The sequence below is a fragment of the Streptomyces lydicus genome, assembly GCF_001729485.1.
GTDB lineage: Bacteria > Actinomycetota > Actinomycetes > Streptomycetales > Streptomycetaceae > Streptomyces > Streptomyces lydicus_D.
Window position 1 is genome coordinate 7,733,892 of the sequence record NZ_CP017157.1, and the last position, 22,360, is coordinate 7,756,251.

The following is a 22,360-nucleotide window of genomic DNA, read 5'->3' on the forward strand; positions in this document are numbered from 1 at the left end:
TTGATTTGAGAGGCGTACATTATGGTTCCCGTAGAATCTGGGGATGCGGCCCGCCGCCGACGACGGGCCACGGTCGAGGTCAAGCAGGGACTGCGCGAGCTGGGCGCCGAGCTGACCCTGCTCAACCGCCAGGTCGGCACCCGCCTCGGACTCAAAGACATCGACCTGGACTGCCTCGACCTCATCAACACCCACGGTCCGCTGAGCCCGACCGCCCTGGCACGACGAGCCGGGCTGCACGCCGCCACGACGACCGGGGTTCTCGACCGGCTCGAACGCGCCGGCTGGGTGACCCGCGACCGCGACCCGGCGGACCGCCGGGCCTTCCTGGTCCGAGCCCTGCGCGACCGCAACGCCGAACTGCTGGAGCTCTTCGCCGGGATGAACTCCTCGGTGGAGCAGATCTGCGCCGATTACGACGACGCCGAGCTTGAACGGCTCGCCCACTTCCTCCGCCGCACCGCCGACGCCGGGCGAAACGCGGCCGAGGGACTGGCCGGCAACTGACGGCGTCCACAGAGGCCGGGTCGCCTCAATCGCCACCTTCCGTAAAAATCCCGGGTCACATGCCTGGATCACCGGACCCTGGTGCGCACCCCTGCGCATGACGCCACCCACAAACTGACCGACCATCAGGATGGCAACACAAAAGACCAGGTCAGAGCATGTCTGACCTGGTCCCAGGTGGAGCCGCCTTCGGGATTCGAACCCGAGACCTACGCATTACGAGTGCGTTGCTCTGGCCAACTGAGCTAAGGCGGCGTGGTGCGCGGCCCAGTCTACACATGCCGGAGGGGTGGTCCGTAACCGATTGCGGGGCTGGTCAGGGGGCGGGCGGGGATGTGAGGGGGGTCACTTGCAGTGTTTGTTCTTGGGCGGGGTGGTGCCGTCCAGGAGGTAGGTGTTGACGGCGGTGTCGATGCAGTCGCTGCCGCGGCCGTAGGCGGTGTGGCCGTCGCCCTCGTAGGTCAGGAGGGTGGCGTTGGTGAGCTGGGCGGCGAGGGCCTTGGCCCAGGTGTAGGGGGTGGCCGGGTCGCGGGTGGTGCCGACGACGACGATCGGGGCGGCGCCCCTGGCGGGGATGCGGTGGGGCGTGCCGGTGGGCTTGACCGGCCAGTACGCGCAGTTCAGGGCGGCCCAGGCGAAGTTCTCGCCGAAGACCGGGGAGGCCCTGCGGAAGCTGGGCACGGCGGCGCGGACCTGCTCGGGGCTGGTGAAGGCCGGCGCGAGGTCGAGGCAGTTGACGGCGGGGTTGGCGTACATCTGGTTGGCGTAGCTGCCGTTGGGGTCGCGTTCGTAGTAGCTGTCGGAGAGGGTGAGCAGCCCGCGGCCGTTGCCGGCCTCGGCCTGGGTGAGGTACTCGCGGAGCATGGGCCAGGCGCGCTGGTCGTACATCGCGGCGATCACGCCCGTGGTGGCCAGGGATTCGGTGAGCTTGCGCGCCTCGCCCGTCTCCGCCGGGTGGGCGTCGAGCTTCTTGAAGAGCGCGGAGAGCCGGCGGCCGGCGTCCGCGGCGTTCTTGTGGCCGAGCGGGCAGTCCTTCTGCTTGACGCAGTCCGCGGCGAACGCCGTGAAGGCCGTGTTGAAGCCGACGGTCTGGTCGAGGTTGACGGTGCGGGAGTCGAGGTCCGGATTCATCGCGCCGTCCAGGACCAGACGGCCGGAGCGGGTGGGGAAGAGACCGGCGTAGGTCGCGCCGAGGAAGGTGCCGTAGGAGGCGCCCATGTACGCCAGCTTCTTGTCGCCCAGGACGGCGCGCAGCACGTCCATGTCGCGGGCCGCCTCGATGGTGGAGACGTGCGGGAGCACCTTGCCGGAGCGGGCCTCGCAGCCCTTGGCGAAGTCGCGGTAGGCGGTGACCAGCTTGTTGACCTCGGCCGGGTCGTCCGGGGTCTGGTCGACCTGGGTGTAGCGGTCCATCTGCTTGTTGGAGAGGCACTCGACCGGCTCGCTGCGGGCCACGCCGCGGGGGTCCATCGCGACCAGGTCGTAACGGGCGCGGACGGCCGGGCCCTGGGGCGCGTACTGCTGGAGGTATTCGATCGCCGAGCCGCCGGGGCCGCCCGGATTGAGCAGCAGGGAGCCGAGCCGGCTACCGGGCCCGGTGGCCTTCTTGCGGGCCACCGCGAGCTTGAGGTCGGTGGCCGCGCTGGGGTGGGCGTAGTCCAGGGGAGCCTTCATCGTCGCGCACTCGAAGCCGGCCACTCCGCAGGGGTGCCAGCTCAGCTTCTGGTCGTAGTACGGGCGCAGCGCGGCCGGGACGGTGGCCGGCAGGGGCTCCAGCGTGGCGTCCGCGGCGGGGCGCTGGGCGCCGGCCTCGGTCGTACGGCCCGAGGACGTCTCGGCGCGGGGGGACGAACTCCCCGAGGAGCAGCCGGAGATCAGCAGAGCGGTGGCCGCGAGGGCGGCGGCGGAGGTGCGGAGCAGTCGGCTGGTGGCCATGCCGGTTCCTTGGTGTCGGTCCCTGGAAGCTGGAGTGCGGAGTCTGGCGTGCGGTGGATCCCTGGAGTGGTGGGGCGGGCGGGCGGAGGGTCGGGGAGGAGCGGAGGGGGCGGGGTGCGGCGGCTTCGGCTTCGGCTTCGGCTTCGGCTTCGGCTTCGGCTTCGGCTTCGGCTTCGGACTGAGAGTAGTTGAGTGGTTACTTTTTGTGGTTGTTCTCGGGAGGGGTGGTGGAGGGGTGGGGCTGTTCCCGGCGGCGGGTGAGAAGGGGGTCGGTGGGAGGGGCCGGCGGTGGGGTCAGCCGGCTCGGAGGGCCGCGGTCATGGCCTCCACCGCCAGGAGCGGGGCGACGTTGCGGTCGAGGGCCTCACGGCAGGCGATGACCGCTTCTATCCGACGGAGGGTGCGCTCGGGCGTCGACCCGGCGGCGATGCGCCGGACGCTGTCCTGCACCTCGTCATTGGCGAGGGGAACCGAGGCGCCCATCTGGACGGCGAGGACGTCGCGGTAGAAACCGGTGAGGTCGACCAGGGCGAGGTCGAGGCTGTCGCGCTGGGTCCGGGTCGAGCGGCGCTTCTGCTTGTCCTGGAGCTCCTTCATGGCGCCGGCCGTGCCGCGCGGCAGCCGGCCGCCGGTCCCGGAGGCGGCGCCGAGCGCGGCCCGCAGCTCCTCGGTCTCCTTGGCGTCGATCTCCTCGGCGACCTGCTTGGCATCCTCCCCCGCGGCGTCGATCAGTTCCTGGGCGGCCTTGAGGCAGCCGCCGATGTCGTCGACGCGGAGCGGCAGCTTGAGCACCGCCGCGCGCCGGGTGCGGGCGCGCTCGTCGGTGGCCAGCCGGCGGGCCCGGCCGATGTGCCCCTGGGTGGCACGGGCGGCACGGTCGGCGGCCTCCGGCTCGATGCCGTCGCGCCGGACCAGGACGTCGGCGACCGCGGCCACCGGCGGCGTACGCAGCGAGAGGTGGCGGCAACGGGAGCGGATGGTGGGCAGGACGTCCTCGATGGAGGGCGCGCACAGCAGCCAGACCGTACGGGGCGCGGGCTCCTCGACGGCCTTCAGGAGGACGTTGCCGGCGCCTTCGGTGAGACGGTCGGCGTCCTCCAGGACGATCACCTGCCAGCGCCCGCCGGCCGGGGAGAGCGAGGACCGGCGGACCAGGTCACGGGTCTCCTTGACGCCGATGGACAGCAGGTCCGTACGGACGATCTCGACGTCGGCGTGCGTGCCGACGAGGCTCGTGTGGCAGCCGTCGCAGAACCCGCAGCCGGGGGCGCCGCCGAGGGCACGGTCGGGGCTGACGCACTGCAGGGCGGCGGCGAAGGCACGGGCGGCGGTGGCGCGGCCGGAGCCGGGCGGGCCCGTGAACAGCCAGGCGTGGGTCATCTGCGAGGCGCCGCCCCGCTCGGCGGAGGGCTCCTGCCCCGGCTCCGGCCGCGCGCCGGGCGGTGCCTGCAGCGCCGCGTGCTCAGCGGTGACGAGGGCGTCCGCGTCACGTGCGGCAGCGGCCAGCTGCGCCGTCACCCGGTCCTGGCCGACCACGTCGTCCCATACCGCCATCGCTGCCGCCGCTCCTGTCGTGCCGTACTGCTCGAAACCCGCCTGACCCATTGTGGTGCAACCCACTGACAAACGAATCCGGAGGCGGAAACGGCCGTGGCCGCAGCGTAGGTGCTGCGGCCACGGCCGGTGTGGCGCTCGTCGCGCGAGTGACGGGCCGCTCGCGTGACGGGTCCGCTCGTGGGGCCTCCGAGGCCGCCGGGCGGCCCGCACGGCCCCGTCGGGCTAGCGGCGGCGTCCCCGGCCGCCGCGGCGGCCGTCGTCGCCGGCGCCGTCGTCCGCGTCCTCGTCCGCCCGCGGGCCGAGCAGTTCGTCGGCGAGCGACGGCAGGTCGTCCAGCGGGGTCTCCTCCGCCCATTCGGGGCGCGGGCGGGCCCGCCGCGGGGCCTGCGGGGGCTCGACGGGGCGACCCGTCGCCGGGTCGATCTGCGGCATCTCGCGGGTGCGCTCGACCCCACCGGCGTCGGCACCCGCATCAGCGCCGGCGCCCGGCGTCTCCTTGCGGAACATCCACGGCGGCACCCGGTCGGCGGGGTCGTTGCCCCGTACGCCCTCGGGGCGCGCGTCGTCGGCCCGTACGGGCGGCAGCACGGCGGTCTCCTCCACGTCGGAGCCGCCGGAGCCGCCCGCCCCGTCGGAGCCGTGGTCGTCGCGCGTCTCGCGGAACGACGGCAGTACCGCCGTCTCGTCCGCCGCGCCGGGAACGTCCGGCGACGCGGGCCGCGGCAGCGACTCCGTCCGCTCACGGTCGGAGCCGGCAGAACCGGAAGGACCGTCAGCGGGAGCGCCGGAATCCGATGCGTCGGCCGCGTCGCCGCCCTCCGCGAAGCGCTTCCGCAGGTCCGCCACCGGCGTCTCCGCGGTCGGTGCCTCGGCGGCCTCGGCCGCCGCAGCCTCCGCCGCAGCCGCCTCCGCAGCTGCCGCCCGCCGCGCCTCCTCGGCGCGCAGCAGGGCCTCCTCGGCCTTGCGCTGCTTCTCCAGGCGGCGCTCCTCGGCCTCCTTGCGCAGCCGCGCCTGCTCCTCGTGCTCCCTGCGCAGCCGCTCCTGTTCGGCCTGGCGGGCCCGTTCCTCGGCCTCGCGACGGGCGCGCTCCGCCTCCGCCGCCTGGCGGGCCTCCTCGGCGCGCTGCCGGGCCTCGGCCGCCTGGCGGGCGGCCTCCAGCGCCTTGGCCTGCTCGGCCTCCTCGCGCTTGCGCTCCTCCTCCTCGGCGCGCAGCCTGGCCAGCTGCTCCTGGCGCTCACGCTCCAGGCGCGCCTCCTCGGCCTTGCGGGCGGCCTCCTCCTCGGCGCGTCGGCGGGCCTCCTCCTCGGCCGCCTTACGGGCCTCGGCCTGCGCCTTGACCTCGGCCTCGGACAGCGGCAGCACCTGGTCGAGGCGGTGGCGTACGACGGTGGTGACGGCCTCCGGCTCCTGACCGGCGTCGACGACCAGATAGCGGGCCGGGTCGGCGGCGGCCAGGGTCAGGAAGCCGGCCCGGACCCGCTGGTGGAACGCGGCGGGCTCGGACTCCAGCCGGTCGGGCGCCTCGGTGAAGCGCTCGCGGGCGGTCTCCGGCGAGATGTCGAGCAGCACGGTCAGGTGCGGGACCAGACCGTCCGTCGCCCAGCGGTTGATCCGGGCGATCTCCGTGGGGGCGAGGTTGCGGCCGGCGCCCTGGTAGGCGACCGAGGAGTCGATGTACCGGTCGGTGATGACGATCGCGCCGCGCTCCAGCGCGGGCCGGATCACGCTGTTGACGTGCTCGGCGCGGTCGGCGGCGAACATCAGCGCCTCCGACCGGTCCGAGAGCCCGGTCGTCGCGACGTCCAGGATGATCGACCGCAGTCGCTTGCCGATGGCGGTGGCGCCCGGCTCGCGGGTCACCACGACCTCGTGGCCCTTGCCGCGGATCCACTCGGCGAGCGCCTCGACCTGGGTGGACTTGCCGGCGCCGTCGCCGCCTTCCAGGGCGATGAAGAAGCCGGTGGGGGCGGGCGCCTGCGCCGGGTCGCCGCCGCGCAGCGCCTCACGCAGCTCGCGCCGCAGCGGTACGCCCTGCCGGTCGTCGAGCTTGCCCAGCACCCAGGCGGCCACGGGCAGCAGCAGCGCGCCGACCAGCATCAGGGTGTAGGCGGCGCCCCCGTAGGAGAAGTTGAAGGTGCCGTTGCCGACGTGGTGCGGGCCGATGACGGCCGCGAGCAGCGGCGCGACGACGGCGGCCAGCGCCACCGCGAGCCGGACGACGGCCTGCAGATGCTCGGTCGTACGGGCGGTGCGGGACTCCTCGGCCTCCTGGTCCAGCAGGACGTGTCCCGTATTGGCGGCGATGCCCGCGCCCACGCCCGCCAGCAGCGCGAGCAGGAGCACCGTCGTGGTGTCCGGGACCAGGCCCATGGCCAGCAGCGCCAGCCCGGTCACGGCGACCGCGAGGGCGAGCAGCCGGCGCCGGGCCAGCGCGGGCAGCACGCGGTGGGCGCCCCGGATGCCGGCGGCCGTACCACCGGTCAGCACGAGCACCAGCAGCGCGAAGGTGGCCGGTCCGCCGGCCAGGTCGTAGGCGTGCAGGACGGCCAGCGAGACGGCCGCGGAGATCCCGGCCGCGACGGTGGCGCAGGCCAGCACCAGCGCCGGGATCGCGCCCGTACGGCCCCTGTCGGCGCCGGCCTTCTCACCCTGGGGCGCCGTGGTCCTGGGGCGGCGCAGCCCCTCCAGGGGGGAGCGCGGCCGGGGCGTGTCCGCGCCGGGCAGCTCGATGAAGTAGAGGATCGATACGGAGGCCGCGAACAGTCCGGCGGCCACGTAGGAGCCGAGGGCGGCCTGGTGCAGGTGGAACCAGTCGAGGCCGGTGCCCAGCAGCTTGCTGATGAGGGTGACGACCACCAGGGCGGCGGCCGCGATCGGCAGCGAGACGAAGGTGGTGCGCAGCGAGAGGCGGCGCAGGGCGTCCAGGTTGTCGGGCAGCGGGCGCCCCGCGGCGCCCTCGGGGGGCGGCGCCGGCAGCAGACCGGGGGCGGCGCTCTCCCGGCAGACGGTCCAGAAGCGCTCGGCGACGCCGGTGACGAAGACCGTGACCAGCAGCCAGGCCAGTGCGTCACCCGGGGTCCAGTCGATCCACAGGGGCGCGATGACCAGCAGCGCGAGCCGCAGCACGTCCGCGCCGATCATCGTCCAGCGTCGGTCCAGCGGCCCGGAAGGCGCCGTCAGCGTGGACAGCGGGCCCAGCAGGACGGCCCCGAAGAGCAGGGTCGACAACATCCGGGTGGCGAAGACCGCGGTGACCGCGAGGGCGGCTCCCCGGTAGCCGCCGCCGAAGACGGCCTGGCCTCCGAGCGGTACGTACAGCGCTGCCTGGAGTGCGAGGAGTACCAGGACAAGCATGGACAGGGCATCGCCGATGCCCCCGACGAATTGGGCGCTCCACAATCGCTTCAGTGGGGGGAAGCGGAGCAGGGCTCGCACCGCGCGCTCGCGGGAGTCCGCTGCGAGGGCGCCTGAAGTGGGGGTCACGACCGTTGGCTGCTCGGCACGCGTCATCCCGCCAGCCTAGCGGGACGCCCCACACCGTCGAGCGCCCGCCCGAACAAACGGGCGGGCTCGACGGCACGCGTCCGTCTTGCCCGCCCTTGTCCCGCGCACCACCGGGGCGCGCGGCCCCGTCAGTCCTCGGCCGACGCCGCCGTCTTCTTGGCCGCCGCGGTCTTCGCGGTGGCCTTCTTGGCGGTCGTCTTCTTCGCCGCGGTCGTCTTCTTAGCGGCGGTCTTCTTGGCCGTGGTCTTCTTCGCCGCGGTCGTCTTCTTAGCGGCGGTCTTCTTGGCCGTGGTCTTCTTCGCCGCGGTCGTCTTCTTCGCCGGCGCCTTCTTGGCCGCCTTCTTGGCGGTCTTCTTCGCCGGGCCCTTGGCGCGCTTCTCCGCCAGCAGCTCGTAGCCGCGCTCCGGGGTGATCGTCTCGACGTCGTCGTCCCGCCGCAGCGTCGCGTTGGTCTCGCCGTCGGTGACGTACGGGCCGAAGCGGCCGTCCTTGACCACGACCGGCTTGCCGCTGACCGGGTCCGTGCCCAGCTCCTTCAGCGGCGGCTTGGCCGCGGCCCGGCCGCGCTGCTTGGGCTGCGCGTAGATCGCCAGCGACTCGTCCAGGGTGATCGTGAACAGCTGCTCCTCGCTCTCCAGGGAGCGCGAGTCGGTGCCCTTCTTGAGGTACGGGCCGTAGCGGCCGTTCTGCGCGGTGATCTCCACGCCCTCGGGGTCCTTGCCGACGACGCGCGGCAGCGACATCAGCTTGAGCGCGTCCTCCAGCGTCACGGTGTCCAGGGACATCGACTTGAAGAGCGAGGCGGTGCGCGGCTTGACCGCGTTCTTGCCGGTCTTCGGGGTGCCCTCGGGCAGGACCTCGGTGACGTACGGGCCGTAGCGGCCGTCCTTGGCGACGATCTCGTGGCCGGTGACCGGGTCGGCGCCCAGCGCGAAGTCGCCGCTCGGCTTGGCGAGCAGCTCCTCCGCGTACTCCACGCTCAGCTCGTCGGGCGCGAGGTCGTCGGGCACGTCGGCCCGCTGGTGGCCCTCCTCGCCCTTCTCGCCGCGCTCGACGTACGGGCCGTAGCGGCCGACCCGCAGCTTGATGTCGTTGCCGACCGGGAAGGACGAGATCTCCCGGGCGTCGATCGCGCCCAGGTCCTCGACCAGTTCCTTGAGCCCGCCGAGGTGGTCGCCGTCGCCGTTGCCGGCGTCGGAGGCGGCACCCTCGGCCTCGCCCTCACCGAAGTAGAAGCGCCGCAGCCACGGCACGGCCTGCGCCTCACCACGGGCGATGCGGTCGAGGTCGTCCTCCATCTTGGCGGTGAAGTCGTAGTCGACCAGCCGGCCGAAGTGCTTCTCCAGGAGGTTGACCACCGCGAAGGACAGGAAGGACGGGACGAGCGCGGTGCCCTTCTTGAAGACATAACCGCGGTCGAGGATCGTGCCGATGATCGACGCGTACGTCGACGGGCGGCCGATCTCGCGCTCCTCCAGCTCCTTGACCAGCGTGGCCTCGGTGTAGCGGGCGGGCGGCTTGGTGGCGTGCCCGTCGGCGGTGATCTCCCGCACGGCGAGCGCGTCGCCCTCGGAGACCTGCGGCAGCCGGCGCTCGCGGTCGTCCAGCTCGGCGTTCGGGTCGTCGGCGCCCTCCACGTATGCCTTGAGGAAGCCGTGGAAGGTGATGGTCTTGCCGGACGCGCTGAACTCGGCGTCGCGGCCGTCGGCGGCCCGGCCACCGATCTTGACGGTGACGGAGTTACCGGTCGCGTCCTTCATCTGGGAGGCGACGGTCCGCTTCCAGATCAGCTCGTACAGCTTGAACTGGTCGCCGGTCAGCCCGGTCTCGGCCGGGGTGCGGAAGCGGTCCCCGGAGGGGCGGATCGCCTCGTGCGCCTCCTGGGCGTTCTTGACCTTGCCGGCGTAGGTGCGCGGCTTGTCCGGCAGGTAGCTCGCCCCGTACAGCTGCGTCACCTGCGCCCGGGCCGCGGCGACCGCGGTGTCCGAGAGCGTGGTGGAGTCCGTACGCATATAGGTGATGTAGCCGTTCTCGTACAGCTTCTGGGCCACCTGCATGGTCGCCTTGGCACCGAAGCCGAGCTTGCGGCTGGCCTCCTGCTGGAGGGTGGTCGTACGGAACGGCGCGTACGGCGAGCGGCGGTACGGCTTGGACTCGACCGAGCGGACCGCGAAGTCGGTGTTCTCCAGGGCGGCGGCGAGCGCGCGGGCGTTCGCCTCGTCCAGGTGGAGCACGTCGTTCTTGAGCTGCCCGTTGGGGCCGAAGTCGCGGCCCTGCGCGACCCGCCGGCCGTCGACGGCGTTGAGCCGGGCGGTCAGCGTGGACGGGTCGCTGGCGTCTCCGGCGCGCCCGGTGGCGAAGGTGCCGGTCAGGTCCCAGTACTCGGCGGAGCGGAAGGCGATGCGCTCGCGCTCCCGCTCGACGACGAGGCGGGTCGCGACGGACTGCACCCGGCCGGCCGACAGCCGCGGCATGACCTTCTTCCACAGGACCGGCGAGACCTCGTACCCGTAGAGGCGGTCGAGGATCCGGCGGGTCTCCTGGGCGTCGACCAGCTTCTGGTTCAGATCACGCGGATTGGCGACGGCCTCGCGGATCGCGTCCTTGGTGATCTCGTGGAAGACCATCCGGTGGACCGGGACCTTCGGCTTGAGGATCTCCTGGAGGTGCCAGGCGATGGCCTCGCCCTCGCGGTCCTCATCGGTGGCGAGGTAGAGCTCGTCGGATTCGGCCAGCAGCTCCTTGAGCTTTCTGACCTGATCCTTCTTGTCACTGTTGACCACATAGATCGGCTGGAAGTCGGCGTCGACGTTCACGCCGAGGCGGGCCCAGGGCTCGCCCTTGTACTTCGCCGGGACCTCGGCCGCCCCGTTGGGCAGGTCGCGGATGTGCCCCACGCTGGCCTCGACCACATAGCCAGGGCCGAGGTAGCCCTTGATCGTCTTCGCCTTGGCCGGCGACTCGACGATGACGAGTCGGCGGCCGCCGCCCTCTGTGGCTTCGCTGGTCGGGGACAACTTCGCTCTTCTCTCCGGTCGGCGCGGGAAATGCTCCCCGGCCGGACGCCGGGGACCACTGCGGTGACGCTTGACGCTGCGGAGTGTGACGGTACCTCCCGCCCCCGTGTCAAACGGAAAAACCCCGCAACGCCACTCGAACGGTAACCCGACTACATGCCTTCATGCCGCCCGGACCGCATCGGCCGCCCACCACGGGCCCCACGGCGGCTCCTGTCGACCTTGGCGTGTCCCCGACGGTTTCCGGCGCCGCCGTCCGCGGGCCCGGCGCGCCCCCACCCGCGCACCTCCGCTGATCTCACAGAGTGACGAACCGCTTCCGCTTTCCGCGGCCGTCGCGGCCGCGCGACTGTCACAGGGTGGCGCCGGATCCCGTCATCGCCTTGATACGGCACGTGACCGGGCTGGCAGGATGGGCGGAGGATGACCTCGGCGCGGCTCTCCGCCCGGGCCGAGTACCGCCGTCGTCACGCACACCCTCGGGGGGACCACCCATGGCGAACCAGTACCCCGGCCCGCCACCGGAGCAGCCGCCGGGCCAACCCGGCCAGAACCCGTACGCCACGCCGTCGGCCGGTGGGCCCGCCGACGCCGGCTACGGGTATCCGCAGGGCGGCCGCCCCGGCGACCCCGGCTACGGCTATCCGCAGGCCGGCTCGCAGCCGCCGCCCGGCTTCCCGCCGCCGACCGCTCCCCCGCCGCCCCCGCCCGGCGCCGGTTTCCAGGCCGGACCGCCGACCGGCGGGATGGCGCTGTCGCTCGGCGACATCGCGGTGAGCGGCGACACGATCATGACGCCGGCCGGGCCGATGCCGCTCAAGGGCGCCGTCTGGACGGCGACGGACATGTCGCGGACGGAGGAGAAGATCCCGGCGCACGCGGTCGTGCTCGCCATCGTCTTCTTCCTCTTCTGTCTGCTCGGGCTGCTCTTCCTGCTGATGAAGGAGCGGGTGACGACCGGCTTTGTGCAGGTCACCGTGAACAGCGGCGGCCGGCACCACTCGACGATGGTCCCGGTGCAGTCCCGGGAGCAGGTCATGTACGTGCTCAACCAGGTCAACTACGCCCGGTCGCTGAGCGTGTGAGCACCGTGCAGCCGGCCGGACCGCTCACCGCGGCGGCGATCCGGCGCCGCACCGTCCGCCGGGCGTCACTCGCGCTCGGCGCCGGCGCGGCGGCGGCCGGCTACCTGTGGCGCACCGATCCGCACCGGCCCGGACAGGTGCTGCTCCCCTGCCCGTTCAAGCTGATGACCGGGGTGGACTGCCCGGCGTGCGGCGCCACACGGATGGCGTACGACCTGCTGCACGGCGATGTCGTGGCGGCTTTCCACGACAACGCCGTGCTGCTCACCCTCGGCGTGCCGGCCGTGGCGTTCTTCCTGCTGCGCTGGCTGGTCGCGGGGCTGCGCGGACGCGCCTACCGGCTGCGGCTCACGAACCGCGGCAACGCCGTGGTGTTCGGCATCGCCGCGGTGTGGATGGCCGCCCGCAACCTCATGGGGTAGGCGCGGCCCGGCGGCGTCAGCGGACGGTGACGGTGACCACCGGCGAGACGGTGGCGCCCACACCCATGCGCAGCTGGTTGACGCCCTTGATGCCGAGCTTGACCCGCACCGAGTACGTGCCGCTGGTGTTCACCGGCGTCTGCGCGGGCAGCGAGACCCACTTGGCGCCCTGCTTCTGCTGGACGGTGACCTTGGTGCCCGCCTTGATGCCCTTGGCGGTGCCGGAGATCCGGAACTGCTCCCACGCCTTGACCGTGGTCGTGCTGGCCTTGGCGGTCAGCGACGCGGCGGCCGGGGCGGCGGCCACGACCCGCGAGGGCGCGTGAAGGTCCTGCGGGGCGGCGAAGGCGGCGGCCGAGCCCCCGGCGAGCAGGGAGACGGCGAGGACGCCGACGGAGGCGTAGCGGAGTGCGCGGTTCATGGGAGTTCCTCACTGACGGTGGTGAGCCGTTGCCGGCCTTTCACCGGGGAACATGGCGAGCAGGCCGAAGGCGTTCCGCGTACCGGCTCATATCGGCCATCTGTCGGCGGCCTGTTACAGAGGTGGCGGAATCCCGACGGAACGGCCCCGGGCGCGGGAGCCGGCGGGACCCGAACGAGGGCCCCTAGAGCGCCGCCAGCAGCCAGCCGCCGGTGGCGAGGAACACCACTCCGGCCAGCAGCGCCGTCACGGTGGCGACGGGCCGGCTGACGCCGTCGGCGACCGGCGCCCCGGTGCGTGCGCAGACGCCCGTCCACACCAGCAGTCCGGCGCCGAACAACGCGAACGCCGCACCGGCGAACACCTCGGGTGCACTCTCCATGCGGGCAGCCTCACACCCCGCGGCGGCCACCCGGCGAACACCGGGTGAACGCCGCCCGCCCGTCCCGTACGGGTCACCCGCCCGCCCCGGGGGCCCTCCGGCGGGCCCGTACGGATCGGCCGGATCAGCCGGATCGGCCGGATCCGTACGGACGCCTCCGCCGAGCCGTCAGGCGCCCTCCGCCACCGGCTCCAGGAATCCCTGCTCGACGAGCGCCCGGATCGAGGCCGGGGTGCGGTCCCGCAGCAGGACGGGGTCCTCACCGACGAGTTGGGCGATGGCGTCCAGGATCCGGCCGGCGGGCAGCGAGCCGTCGCACACCCCGGCGAAGCCCGCGCCGACGGTGTCCACCTTCGTCGCCCGCCGCATCCCGCGGTTCTGACGGAGCACCACATGCTCGGGGTCCTCCGCCCCGGGCAGTCCGACCTGCTCCTGCACCACCTCGTCGGCGAGCCGGAAGTGGCCGGCGAGCAGTGCCGCGTCGTCCGTGGTGCGCAGGTAGTCCTGCCGGTCGAAGTGGCCCACGACGGACTCGCCCAGCGGCTGTTCCACCGGGTGCGGCCATTCCTCGACCGTGATGGAGGAGGTGTCGGACCCGGACTTGCGCAGCGTGATCCAGCCGAACCCGACGGCCTTGGTCTTGCGCGCCTCGAACTCGTCGAGCCAGGCGTCGTACCGCGCGGCGTACGCCTCGTCACCGGCGCGGTGGTCGCCGGCGTCCCGCAGCCACAGCTCGGCGTACTGGGTGATGTCCTGCACCTCACGCTGCACGATCCAGGCGTCGCAGCCGCGCGGCACCCAGGAGCGCAGCCGGTCGTGCCATTCCTCGCCCGCCACGTGCTGCCAGTTGGCCAGCAGCTGGCAGTACCCGCCGTCGTTGAGGTGCGCGGCGGACTGCTGGACGAGGGTCCGGCACAGGTCGTCGCCGCCCATGCCGCCGTCGCGGTAGGTCAGCCGGGCGCCCGGCGAGATCACGAACGGGGGGTTGGACACGATCAGGTCGTACGTCTCGTCCGCGACCGGCGCGAACAGCGAGCCCTCGCGCAGGTCCGCCGGCCGCGCCCCGGAGAGCGCCAGCGTCAGCGCGGTGCACCGCAGCGCGCGGGGGTTGAGGTCGGTGGCCGTGACCCGCGTGGCGTGCCGGGACGCGTGCAGCGCCTGGATGCCGGAGCCCGTCCCGAGGTCGAGTGCCGAACCGACCGGCCGGCGCACCGTGATCCCGGCGAGGGTCGTGGAGGCGCCGCCGACGCCGAGCACCAGCTCGGAGCGGTCCGCCTCCCCGGCGCCCCGGATGCCGCCGGCGCCGCCGACCGCGCAGCCCAGGTCGGAGACGATCCACCAGTCCTGCCCCTCGGGGCCGCCGTACGGGCGTACGTCCACACTGGCGCGCAGCTCGTCGCCGTCCTGGACCAGCCAGCCGTCGGCGAGGCAGTCCGCGACCGGCAGGGCCGCCCGCGCGCGCCGCAGCTCCACCGGGCGCTGCAGCAGGAACAGCCGCACCAGCGTCTCCAGCGGGCCGTCGCCGCGGGTCGCCCGCAGGGCGGGGACGGTCTCGCTGCGCGCCAGCGCGGCATAGGCGGGCGCGCCGAGCAGGTCCAGCAGCCCGTCGGCGGTGAAGGCGGCGGTCAGCAGCGCCTCGCGCAGCCGTGCGGTGCGGGCGTTGCTCTCGGGGTCCTGGGCATCTGCGGTGGGGAGGTGCGTACTCACACCCCCATTGTCGGTGCTGGCACCGACAATCGGCGACGGCCCGGCGCCGCGCCCCTCTCGGGCGCGTCGCCGGGCCGTGCAGCCGCGCCGCGGACCGGTACGTCTACGACTTCTTCGACGGCGTGGGCACCGGGGAACCGGACGCGGCCTGGTTCTGGCAGCCCTTCTGCTTGGCCATCGCCGCGCCGACGTCGCCGGCCTCCAGGTTCTTGAAGGCGGCCTCGCTCTGCTTGTTGAGCTTGTTGATGCCGTTGGACAGGTCGCGCAGTCCGTCGGCGAACTTGAGCTTGTCCGAGGTGTCCAGGTTGTTGACCTGCTTCTGGAGGTCCGCGTAGCCCTTGGAGAGCGAGTTGAGCTCCTTGACGGCGTTCGCCTGGGCCTGCTTGCCCTGGTCGGTGGGGGGCGGGCCGGCCTGGTCCAGGTTCTTGGCCAGCGCCGCATAGGCGTTGGAGATCTGCTGGAAGGCCGCGGAGTCGGTCTTCTGGACCTTCTTGGAGTCCGTGTTGCCGCTGTCGGCCGTCTGCATGGCGGCGTTGGCGTTCTGGATCTTCTTGAACTGGGCCTGCGCGGGGTCGCAGAACGTCTTCGCCCAGTCGTTGAGCTTCTTGCTGTTGTCCTCGCTGCAACCGGTCAGCGCGAGCACCAGTGCGGCACCGCCGGACAGTGCAGCCACAAGCTTCTTGTTCACCGGATTGGTCCCTTCCATGGTTCTCGGCCCCGGAACATACACGTCCAAAGGGCCTGGTCTCCGGGTCGGGCATCCCGTCCGCCCCTCATTGCAGCCATTTGCACCAAGGTCCGGCCGCGTGCCGTGACGGCCTCCGGGCAAGCGGAAGGCGGGCGTCCGGCGTCCGTGAAAGACGCCGTCCGCCCGCCCAGTTGAGCCCTCCGCGAGCCCTTTCGGCGGTACCTGCCCGCTAGGACGCCACCGCCGTCTTCGCCGACTTGGCGATGTTTTCCGGGTCTTCGGAGTTGTCTTCGTCACCCACGGCGATTCCGCGCCGCTTGGAGACGTACACCGCACCCACGATGACGGCGATGGCCAGCAGCGCCACCACGATCCGCACGCCGATGTTCTTGTCCTCGCCGTACGAGAACTTGACCACGGCGGGCGCGATCAGCAGCGCCACCAGGTTCATCACCTTCAGCAGCGGGTTGATCGCCGGTCCCGCGGTGTCCTTGAACGGGTCGCCGACGGTGTCACCGATGACCGTCGCGGCGTGCGCCTCGCTGCCCTTGCCGCCGTGGTGACCGTCCTCGACGAGCTTCTTGGCGTTGTCCCAGGCGCCACCGGAGTTGGCGAGGAAGACCGCCATCAGCGTGCCGGTGCCGATCGCGCCCGCGAGGAACGAGCCGAGCGCGCCGACACCGAGCGAGAAGCCGACCGCGATCGGGGTGAGCACCGCCAGCAGGCCGGGGGTGGCCAGCTCGCGCAGCGCGTCCTTGGTGCAGATGTCGACGACCCGGCCGTACTCGGGCTTCTCGGTGTAGTCCATGATCCCGGGCCGCTCCCGGAACTGCCGGCGGACCTCGAAGACCACCGCGCCCGCCGACCGCGACACGGCGTTGATCGCCAGCCCGGAGAACAGGAAGACGACCGAGGCGCCCAGGACCAGCCCGACGAGGTTGTTGGGCTGCGAGATGTCCAGGCTGAGCCCCATTCCGCCGGCCGCGCTGCCGATGTTGCGCACGGCGGTGGCGATCGCGTCCCGGTACGAGCCGAAGAGCGCGGACGCCGCGAGCACGGCGGTGGCGATGGCGATGCCCTTGGTGATGGCCTTGGTGGTGTTGCCGACCGCGTCCAGGTCGGTCAGCACCTGCGCGCCGTCACCGGTGACGTCACCGGACATCTCGGCGATGCCCTGCGCGTTGTCGGAGACCGGTCCGAAGGTGTCCATCGCCACGATCACGCCGACGGTGGTCAGCAGGCCGGTGCCGGCCAGCGCCACCGCGAACAGCGCCAGCATGATGGAGGCGCCGCCCAGCAGGAACGCCCCGTAGACGGCCAGGCCGATCAGCACCGCCGAGTAGACGGCCGACTCCAGACCGACCGAGATGCCGGAGAGGACCACGGTGGCGGGGCCGGTCAGCGAGGTCTTGCCGATGTCCCGCACGGGCCGCCGGCTGGTCTCGGTGAAGTAGCCGGTCAGCTGCTGGATCAGCGCGGCCAGCACGATGCCGATGGCGACCGCCACCAGCGCCAGCATCCGCGGGTCGCCGCTGCGGCCGAGGATCCCGGGGTCGGTGACCCCGGCCAGGTCGCGGTAGCTGGACGGCAGGTAGGTGAAGACCGCGGCGGCCACCAGGACCAGCGAGATGCCCGCGGAGATGAAGAAGCCGCGGTTGATGGCCGTCATGCCGCTGCGGTCACGGCGCCGCGGCGCGACGACGAAGATGCCCACCATCGCGGTGAGCACCCCGATGGCGGGTACCAGCAGCGGGAAGGCGAGGCCGGCGTCACCGAAGGCGGCCATGCCCAGGATGAGCGCGGCGACCAGCGTCACCGCGTACGACTCGAAGAGGTCGGCCGCCATACCGGCGCAGTCACCGACGTTGTCGCCCACGTTGTCCGCGATGGTCGCGGCGTTGCGCGGGTCGTCCTCGGGGATGCCCTGCTCGACCTTGCCGACCAGGTCGGCGCCGACGTCCGCGGCCTTGGTGAAGATGCCGCCGCCGACCCTCATGAACATCGCGATCAGCGCGGCACCCAGGCCGAAGCCCTCCAGCACCTTGGGCGCGTCGACGGCGTACACGAGCACCACACAGGACGCGCCGAGCAGGCCCAGTCCCACGGTGAACATGCCGACCACGCCGCCGGTACGGAAAGCGATCTTCATCGCTTTGTGGGAGACCGCCGTAAGATCCTTTTCCCGATTGTCGCCCTCGGCCGGAGTCGCTTCCCGGGCGGCCGCCGCGACGCGCACATTGCTGCGCACCGCGAGCCACATGCCGATATAGCCGGTGGCCGCCGAGAATCCGGCACCGATCAGGAAGAAGCCGCTGCGTCCGGCGCGTTGCGTCCAATTGTCCGCGGGCAGCAGCATGAGCAGGAAGAACACCACCACGGCGAATACGCCGAGGGTCCGCAACTGCCGTGCCAGGTAGGCATTTGCGCCTTCCTGCACGGCCGCCGCGATCTTCTTCATACTGTCGGTTCCCTCGCCGGCCGCGAGCACCTGGCGGACCAGCACCGCTGCGACAGCCAGCGCTGCCAGGGCGACCACGGCGATCACCAGCACGATGCCGCGGTTGCCCGCCGTCAGCGAGGGCCCGGCCAGAAAAGAGGGGGTGTCAAGCATCTGAGGGGTGTAAGGCCCCGCCATTCGTCCTCCTTGACGTTTGGCACATGGGCGCGCGGAAGCACGCTCAGGCGTCCTGAGCAAGATGTGCACGGGATTGTAGGGAGCCGCGGTTGATCAAAACAGGGCGCCTCAAAGGGAATTCGCCGATAGTCGCGAAGATCAAAAGGCTGACGCCGCACAGAATTCGCCCGGACGAAGGAAAGCCCTGAATTCACTGACTGCCGGATGATGATCTCGCTGTCATACTGATCATTTTCGGCTCACCCACTGATCGTCGCTGCTCAACGACTCCGCCGGGGAAAGGGCTCCCGCTGTGGCATGCGGGACGCCGGAGAGAATTGAGCCGTCCGGCCGCGTCCGTACGGGTGTCCGCGCCCCTCCGCACCGTCGACGGAAGCATGATGACAGGACGTCAGATCGAGTCCGGATCGCAATGCACGGGGCGGGCGCGGCGCGGGGACGCGGCACGCGAGACGCGGTGCGGCGGTGGGCGTGGCGCGGGGGACGCGGCGAGAGGCGCGGGCGGTTGCGCGGCCGGGGCCGGGCCGGGCAGCGGCACCGCTGGCCGGGGCCGGGCCGGTCCGGGCAGCGGCATCGCGCAGGTGGCCGCCTGCCGGCCGCTGACGGGCCCGGAGGGCTCAGGGAGGCACCCAGGGGTACGTCAGGGTGCGGGCGGGACTCTGCGGTCGCTCCGGAACGGCCTGCGGGCGTACGCCGGAGCGTCGTACGCCGGCCACGAACGCGGGAACCGGCCTCGACACCTACGGGGGGGGCTCGCGCCTACGCAAAGGAAGCGCCCCTCGGCAGCATGGACACGCCTCAGGAGCACTTCAGGGGCACTTCAGGAACGCCTCGGCAGCGCTTCAGGACTCAGGGGCGCACGCAGGGCAGCGCGGTCACGCCCTGAGCAAGGCCCTGAGCAAGGCCCTGAGGAAGGCGCCGGGAAAGGGCGCTAGGGAAGGACTGCCGCTGTCGTCGTCGGCCAGGTCATGCGGATCATGCCGCCCTCCTGTCCGGCGGTCACCTCGACGTCGTCGACCAGCCCGCTGATGACCGCGAGGCCCATTTCGTCCTCGCCCTCGGCGTCGCCGTCCGCGACCCCCTCGGCCTGGGCGGCGCCCTGCGCACCGGCTCCACCGGGGCCGCCGGGCACGCCGTCGCCCACCTCGATCGAGAACTTCTTCTCGTCCTCGATCAGCAGCACCCGCACCGGCGCCGCGATGTCATGGCTCTCGTGCAGTCCCACCGCCCGGCTGCACGCCTCACCCACGGCCAGCCGCACCTCGTCCAGCACGGCCTCGTCCACCCCCGCGCGCCGTGCCACGGCAGCCGCGACCAGCCGCGCGGTGCGGACATGCTCAGGAAGGGCGCTGAAGCGAAGTTCGACGGTGGCCATGCCATCCCCCTCGTTATGCGGGCGTGCGACGCAGGGGGCCGGACACCTCGTCCGGTACCCCCCACACTGCTTCCTCCCCCCGCGCCAGGCCGACGCGGGGGACCGGCAAACCGTCAGTCAGTGGCTGCGACGGCTTCCTCGACCGAGGTGTGAATCGGGAACACCTTGGTCAGACCGGTGATACGGAAGATCTTGAGAATGCGCTCCTGGTTGCAGACCAGGCGCAGCGAGCCCTCATGGGCACGCACCCGCTTGAGCCCGCCGACCAGCACGCCGAGCCCAGTGGAGTCCAGGAAGTCGACACGTTCCATGTCCACCACGAGGTGGTAGCTTCCGTCGTTCACAAGCTCGACCAGCTGCTCGCGCAGCTTGGGCGCGGTGTATACATCAATCTCGCCACCGACCTCGACGACCGTACGGTCGCCAACGGTCCGGGTCGACAGGGACAGGTCCACGGATCCTCCAGCACCTTGCTATCGAGCGGTCGCCCCCCTGGGGCCTCCCCACCGAAGGTAGGGGCGGATCTGGCAGCCGCGATGGCATTCAATCACTTACCAGCAGGCGTGCACGACGCCCTTTAAGCATTGTCCGTCACTCCGGTGACACACTCGGTGCCGATGGCCTCCAATCGACTCCCTCCGGATGCGGGCGCGCGTCCTACCCCAGGCATGATTCTCGAACGTCTCGCCCGAGGCGCGACCCGCGCTGCGCGCATCACTCATACGGAGCACTTGCCCCCGCGCATCGGCAGCCATGCCGACTGGCCGGAACGGATCCGGCCGGAAGTGATCAACGCCATCCGTTCGGCCGGAATCGAGCGCCCATGGGCCCACCAGGCACGGACATCCGAACACGCATTGCGCGGCGAGTCGGTCGTCGTGGCCACCGGCACCGCCTCGGGCAAGTCACTGGCGTACCTCGCACCGGTCCTGTCCACGCTCCTGGACGGCTCCGAGGCGCCGAACGGCCGGGGAGCCACGGCCCTGTACCTGGCCCCCACGAAGGCGCTGGCGGCCGACCAGCGGCGCGCCGTGGGCGAACTGGCCGCCCCGCTGGGCACGGCCGTCCGGCCCGCGGCCTACGACGGTGACACCCCTGTCGAGGAGCGCGAGTGGGTCCGCCAGTACGCCAACTACGTGCTGACCAACCCCGACATGCTGCACCGCGGCATCCTGCCGTCACATCCCCGCTGGTCCTCCTTCCTGCGGGCGCTGCGCTATGTCGTCATCGACGAGTGCCACAGCTACCGCGGGGTATTCGGCTCGCACGTCGCCCAGGTCGTCCGCCGGCTGCGCCGGGTCTGCGCGCGCTACGGCTCCGAGCCGGTCTTCCTGCTCGCCTCCGCCACGGCGGCCGAGCCCGCCCGAGCCGCGACCCGGCTGACCGGTGTGCCCGTGGTGGAGATCACCGAGGACACCTCGCCGCGCGGCGAGTTGGTCTTCGCACTGTGGGAGCCTCCGCTGACCGAGCTGCACGGCGAGCAGGGCGCGCCGGTCCGCCGTACCGCCACCGCCGAGACCGCCGACCTGCTCACCGATCTCGCCGTCCAGGGCGTGCGCACCGTCGCCTTCGTACGCTCGCGGCGCGGTGCCGAGCTGATCGCGCTGATCGCGCAGGAACGGCTGGCAGACGTCGACCGCTCGCTTCCCGGGCGGGTCGCGGCGTACCGGGGCGGATATCTGCCCGAGGAGCGCCGTGCCCTGGAGCGGGCCCTGCACAAGGGCGATCTTCTCGGCCTGGCCGCCACCACCGCGCTCGAACTGGGCGTGGACGTGTCCGGCCTCGACGCGGTGGTGATCGCCGGCTATCCGGGCACCCGGGCGTCCCTGTGGCAGCAGGCCGGGCGGGCCGGCCGCTCCGGTCAGGGCGCGCTGGCCGTGCTGGTGGCCCGCGACGACCCCCTGGACACGTATCTCGTCCACCATCCCGAGGCGCTCTTCGACCAGCCCGTCGAGTCCACCGTTCTGGATCCCGACAACCCCTACGTGCTCGCGCCGCACCTGTGTGCCGCAGCCGCCGAACTCCCTCTCACCGAGGCGGACTTCCCGCTCTTCGGGCCCGCGGCGGCCGGGCTGATGCCGCAGCTGGAGGCCGCCGCGCTGCTGCGCCGCCGCGCCACCGGCTGGCACTGGACGCGCCGCGAGCGGGCCGCCGACCTCACCGACATCCGGGGCCAGGGCGGCTCGCCGGTGCAGGTCGTGGAGGCCGGCACCGGGCGACTGCTCGGCACCGTGGACGCCGCGGCCGCGCACACCACCGTGCACGACGGCGCGGTCCACCTCCACCAGGGCCGCACCTATGTCGTCCGGCACCTCGATCTGGACGACGACGTCGCCCTCGTCGAGGAGGCCAATCCGCCGTATTCCACGACCGCCCGGGACACCACCGCCATCTCCATCCTCGAAACGGACACCGAGGTCCCCTGGGGCGACGCCCGGCTGTGCTTCGGTTCCGTGGAGGTCACCAACCAGGTCGTCTCCTTCCTGCGCCGCAAACTGATCACCGGCGAGGTCCTGGGCGAGACCAAACTCGACCTGCCGCCCCGCACGCTGCGCACCCGCGCGGTCTGGTGGACCGTGACCGAGGACCAGCTGGACGCCGCCCGCGTCGGCCCCCAGCAGCTGGGTGGCGCCCTGCACGCCGCGGAGCACGCCTCCATCGGCATGCTGCCGCTCTTCGCCACCTGTGACCGCTGGGACATCGGCGGCGTCTCCGTCCCGCTCCATCCGGACACCCTTCTGCCGACCGTCTTCGTCTACGACGGCCATCCCGGCGGCGCCGGCTTCGCCGAACGCGCCTTCCACACCGCCGCCGAATGGCTCACCGCCACCCGCCAGGCCATCGCCTCCTGCGAGTGCGAAGCGGGCTGCCCGTCCTGCATCCAGTCGCCCAAGTGCGGCAACGGCAACGATCCGCTCCACAAGCGGGGCGCCATCCGCCTGCTGGCGGAACTCCTGCGAGGGGCCCCGGCCGACGCGGCGGAGCAGGCGAAGGGGCGGTCGGACGGGGAGGGGGGAACGGACGGAGGGGGCGGGGCGTAGGGCATGCCTCGCGGGTGCCCGGTGGGGCGGTTGCGCCTCGGGCGGGCCCGCACGTGCCCGGACCCGCGCGATGAACGGCGAGCG

15 protein-coding genes and 1 tRNA gene are annotated in these 22,360 nt (G+C 72.3%); 4 read left to right on the plus strand and 12 right to left on the minus strand.

The window, feature by feature from the left end:
- Positions 1-21: 21 nt before the first annotated feature.
- Positions 22-507, plus strand: a complete 486-nt coding sequence (locus tag SL103_RS33605) for a MarR family transcriptional regulator (RefSeq protein WP_069572733.1) — start codon at positions 22-24, stop codon at positions 505-507.
- Between the two features lie 178 nt (positions 508-685).
- Here the strand turns inward: SL103_RS33605 and SL103_RS33610 are convergent.
- The 5 genes from SL103_RS33610 to topA all read right to left on the minus strand — a co-directional run bounded on the left by SL103_RS33610 (position 686) and on the right by topA (position 10,520).
- Positions 686-762: transfer RNA gene (locus SL103_RS33610), tRNA-Thr, on the minus strand.
- A 90-nt stretch (positions 763-852) separates the two neighbouring features.
- Entirely contained in the window at positions 853-2,442 is a 1,590-nt protein-coding gene (locus SL103_RS33615; protein ID WP_069572734.1) for an alpha/beta hydrolase, read from the minus strand.
- Between the two features lie 294 nt (positions 2,443-2,736).
- On the minus strand, positions 2,737-3,996 hold the full coding sequence (locus tag SL103_RS33620) for a DNA polymerase III subunit delta' (RefSeq protein WP_069572735.1): 1,260 nt from the start codon (positions 3,994-3,996) through the stop codon (positions 2,737-2,739).
- Between the two features lie 225 nt (positions 3,997-4,221).
- Positions 4,222-7,509, minus strand: coding sequence for a dTMP kinase (gene tmk / locus SL103_RS33625; protein ID WP_069572736.1), 3,288 nt, complete (start codon positions 7,507-7,509; stop codon positions 4,222-4,224).
- A 122-nt stretch (positions 7,510-7,631) separates the two neighbouring features.
- Positions 7,632-10,520 (minus strand): type I DNA topoisomerase, encoded by a 2,889-nt coding sequence (topA, locus tag SL103_RS33630; protein WP_069572737.1) that lies wholly within the window; start codon positions 10,518-10,520, stop codon positions 7,632-7,634.
- A 494-nt stretch (positions 10,521-11,014) separates the two neighbouring features.
- On the opposite strand from topA, the gene SL103_RS33635 reads away from it, so the two are divergent.
- Together SL103_RS33635 and SL103_RS33640 are read left to right on the plus strand one after the other, a co-directional pair.
- Positions 11,015-11,605 (plus strand): hypothetical protein, encoded by a 591-nt coding sequence (locus SL103_RS33635; protein WP_069572738.1) that lies wholly within the window; start codon positions 11,015-11,017, stop codon positions 11,603-11,605.
- Positions 11,602-12,027, plus strand: a complete 426-nt coding sequence (locus SL103_RS33640; protein WP_069572739.1) for a DUF2752 domain-containing protein — start codon at positions 11,602-11,604, stop codon at positions 12,025-12,027. Before SL103_RS33635 ends, SL103_RS33640 begins: the two co-directional genes overlap by 4 nt.
- A 16-nt stretch (positions 12,028-12,043) precedes the next feature.
- Here the strand turns inward: SL103_RS33640 and SL103_RS33645 are convergent, their stop codons facing one another.
- The 7 genes from SL103_RS33645 to bldG all read right to left on the minus strand — a co-directional run bounded on the left by SL103_RS33645 (position 12,044) and on the right by bldG (position 19,690).
- Positions 12,044-12,448, minus strand: a complete 405-nt coding sequence (locus SL103_RS33645) for a hypothetical protein (protein WP_069572741.1) — start codon at positions 12,446-12,448, stop codon at positions 12,044-12,046.
- Positions 12,449-12,632: 184 nt separating this feature from the next.
- Positions 12,633-12,830: a hypothetical protein gene (locus tag SL103_RS33650; RefSeq protein WP_033268911.1), complete on the minus strand. Its 198-nt coding sequence runs from the start codon at positions 12,828-12,830 to the stop codon at positions 12,633-12,635.
- 168 nt (positions 12,831-12,998) lie between these two features.
- Positions 12,999-14,537: a DUF7059 domain-containing protein gene (locus SL103_RS33655; RefSeq protein WP_069572742.1), complete on the minus strand. Its 1,539-nt coding sequence runs from the start codon at positions 14,535-14,537 to the stop codon at positions 12,999-13,001.
- A 103-nt stretch (positions 14,538-14,640) separates the two neighbouring features.
- Complete coding sequence (locus SL103_RS33660; protein WP_069572744.1) at positions 14,641-15,225, minus strand: small secreted protein; 585 nt, start codon at positions 15,223-15,225, stop codon at positions 14,641-14,643.
- Positions 15,226-15,454: 229 nt separating this feature from the next.
- Positions 15,455-17,860 carry a sodium-translocating pyrophosphatase gene (locus SL103_RS33665; protein ID WP_069572746.1) on the minus strand — a complete coding sequence of 802 codons (2,406 nt, stop codon included), beginning with the start codon at positions 17,858-17,860 and terminating at the stop codon, positions 15,455-15,457.
- Between the two features lie 931 nt (positions 17,861-18,791).
- Positions 18,792-19,235 (minus strand): ATP-binding protein, encoded by a 444-nt coding sequence (locus SL103_RS33670; RefSeq protein ID WP_069572747.1) that lies wholly within the window; start codon positions 19,233-19,235, stop codon positions 18,792-18,794.
- Positions 19,236-19,348: 113 nt separating this feature from the next.
- Entirely contained in the window at positions 19,349-19,690 is a 342-nt protein-coding gene (bldG, locus tag SL103_RS33675) for an anti-sigma factor antagonist BldG (RefSeq protein WP_030412609.1), read from the minus strand.
- 162 nt (positions 19,691-19,852) lie between these two features.
- On the opposite strand from bldG, the gene SL103_RS33680 reads away from it, so the two are divergent.
- Positions 19,853-22,276, plus strand: a complete 2,424-nt coding sequence (locus tag SL103_RS33680; RefSeq protein ID WP_244304104.1) for a DEAD/DEAH box helicase — start codon at positions 19,853-19,855, stop codon at positions 22,274-22,276.
- Positions 22,277-22,360: the final 84 nt, after the last annotated feature.

Bases quoted from the DNA above. Each gene is read 5' to 3' on its own strand.
- SL103_RS33680 (WP_244304104.1), top strand. From the start codon at position 19,853: ATGGCCTCCAATCGACTCCCTCCGGATGCGGGCGCGCGTCCTACCCCA.
- SL103_RS33645 (WP_069572741.1), bottom strand. From the start codon at position 12,448: ATGAACCGCGCACTCCGCTACGCCTCCGTCGGCGTCCTCGCCGTCTCC.
- SL103_RS33650 (WP_033268911.1), bottom strand. From the start codon at position 12,830: ATGGAGAGTGCACCCGAGGTGTTCGCCGGTGCGGCGTTCGCGTTGTTC.
- SL103_RS33665 (WP_069572746.1), bottom strand. From the start codon at position 17,860: ATGGCGGGGCCTTACACCCCTCAGATGCTTGACACCCCCTCTTTTCTG.
- tmk (WP_069572736.1), bottom strand. From the start codon at position 7,509: ATGACGCGTGCCGAGCAGCCAACGGTCGTGACCCCCACTTCAGGCGCC.
- SL103_RS33620 (WP_069572735.1), bottom strand. From the start codon at position 3,996: ATGGCGGTATGGGACGACGTGGTCGGCCAGGACCGGGTGACGGCGCAG.
- SL103_RS33670 (WP_069572747.1), bottom strand. From the start codon at position 19,235: ATGGCCACCGTCGAACTTCGCTTCAGCGCCCTTCCTGAGCATGTCCGC.
- SL103_RS33615 (WP_069572734.1), bottom strand. From the start codon at position 2,442: ATGGCCACCAGCCGACTGCTCCGCACCTCCGCCGCCGCCCTCGCGGCC.
- SL103_RS33635 (WP_069572738.1), top strand. From the start codon at position 11,015: ATGGCGAACCAGTACCCCGGCCCGCCACCGGAGCAGCCGCCGGGCCAA.
- SL103_RS33605 (WP_069572733.1), top strand. From the start codon at position 22: ATGGTTCCCGTAGAATCTGGGGATGCGGCCCGCCGCCGACGACGGGCC.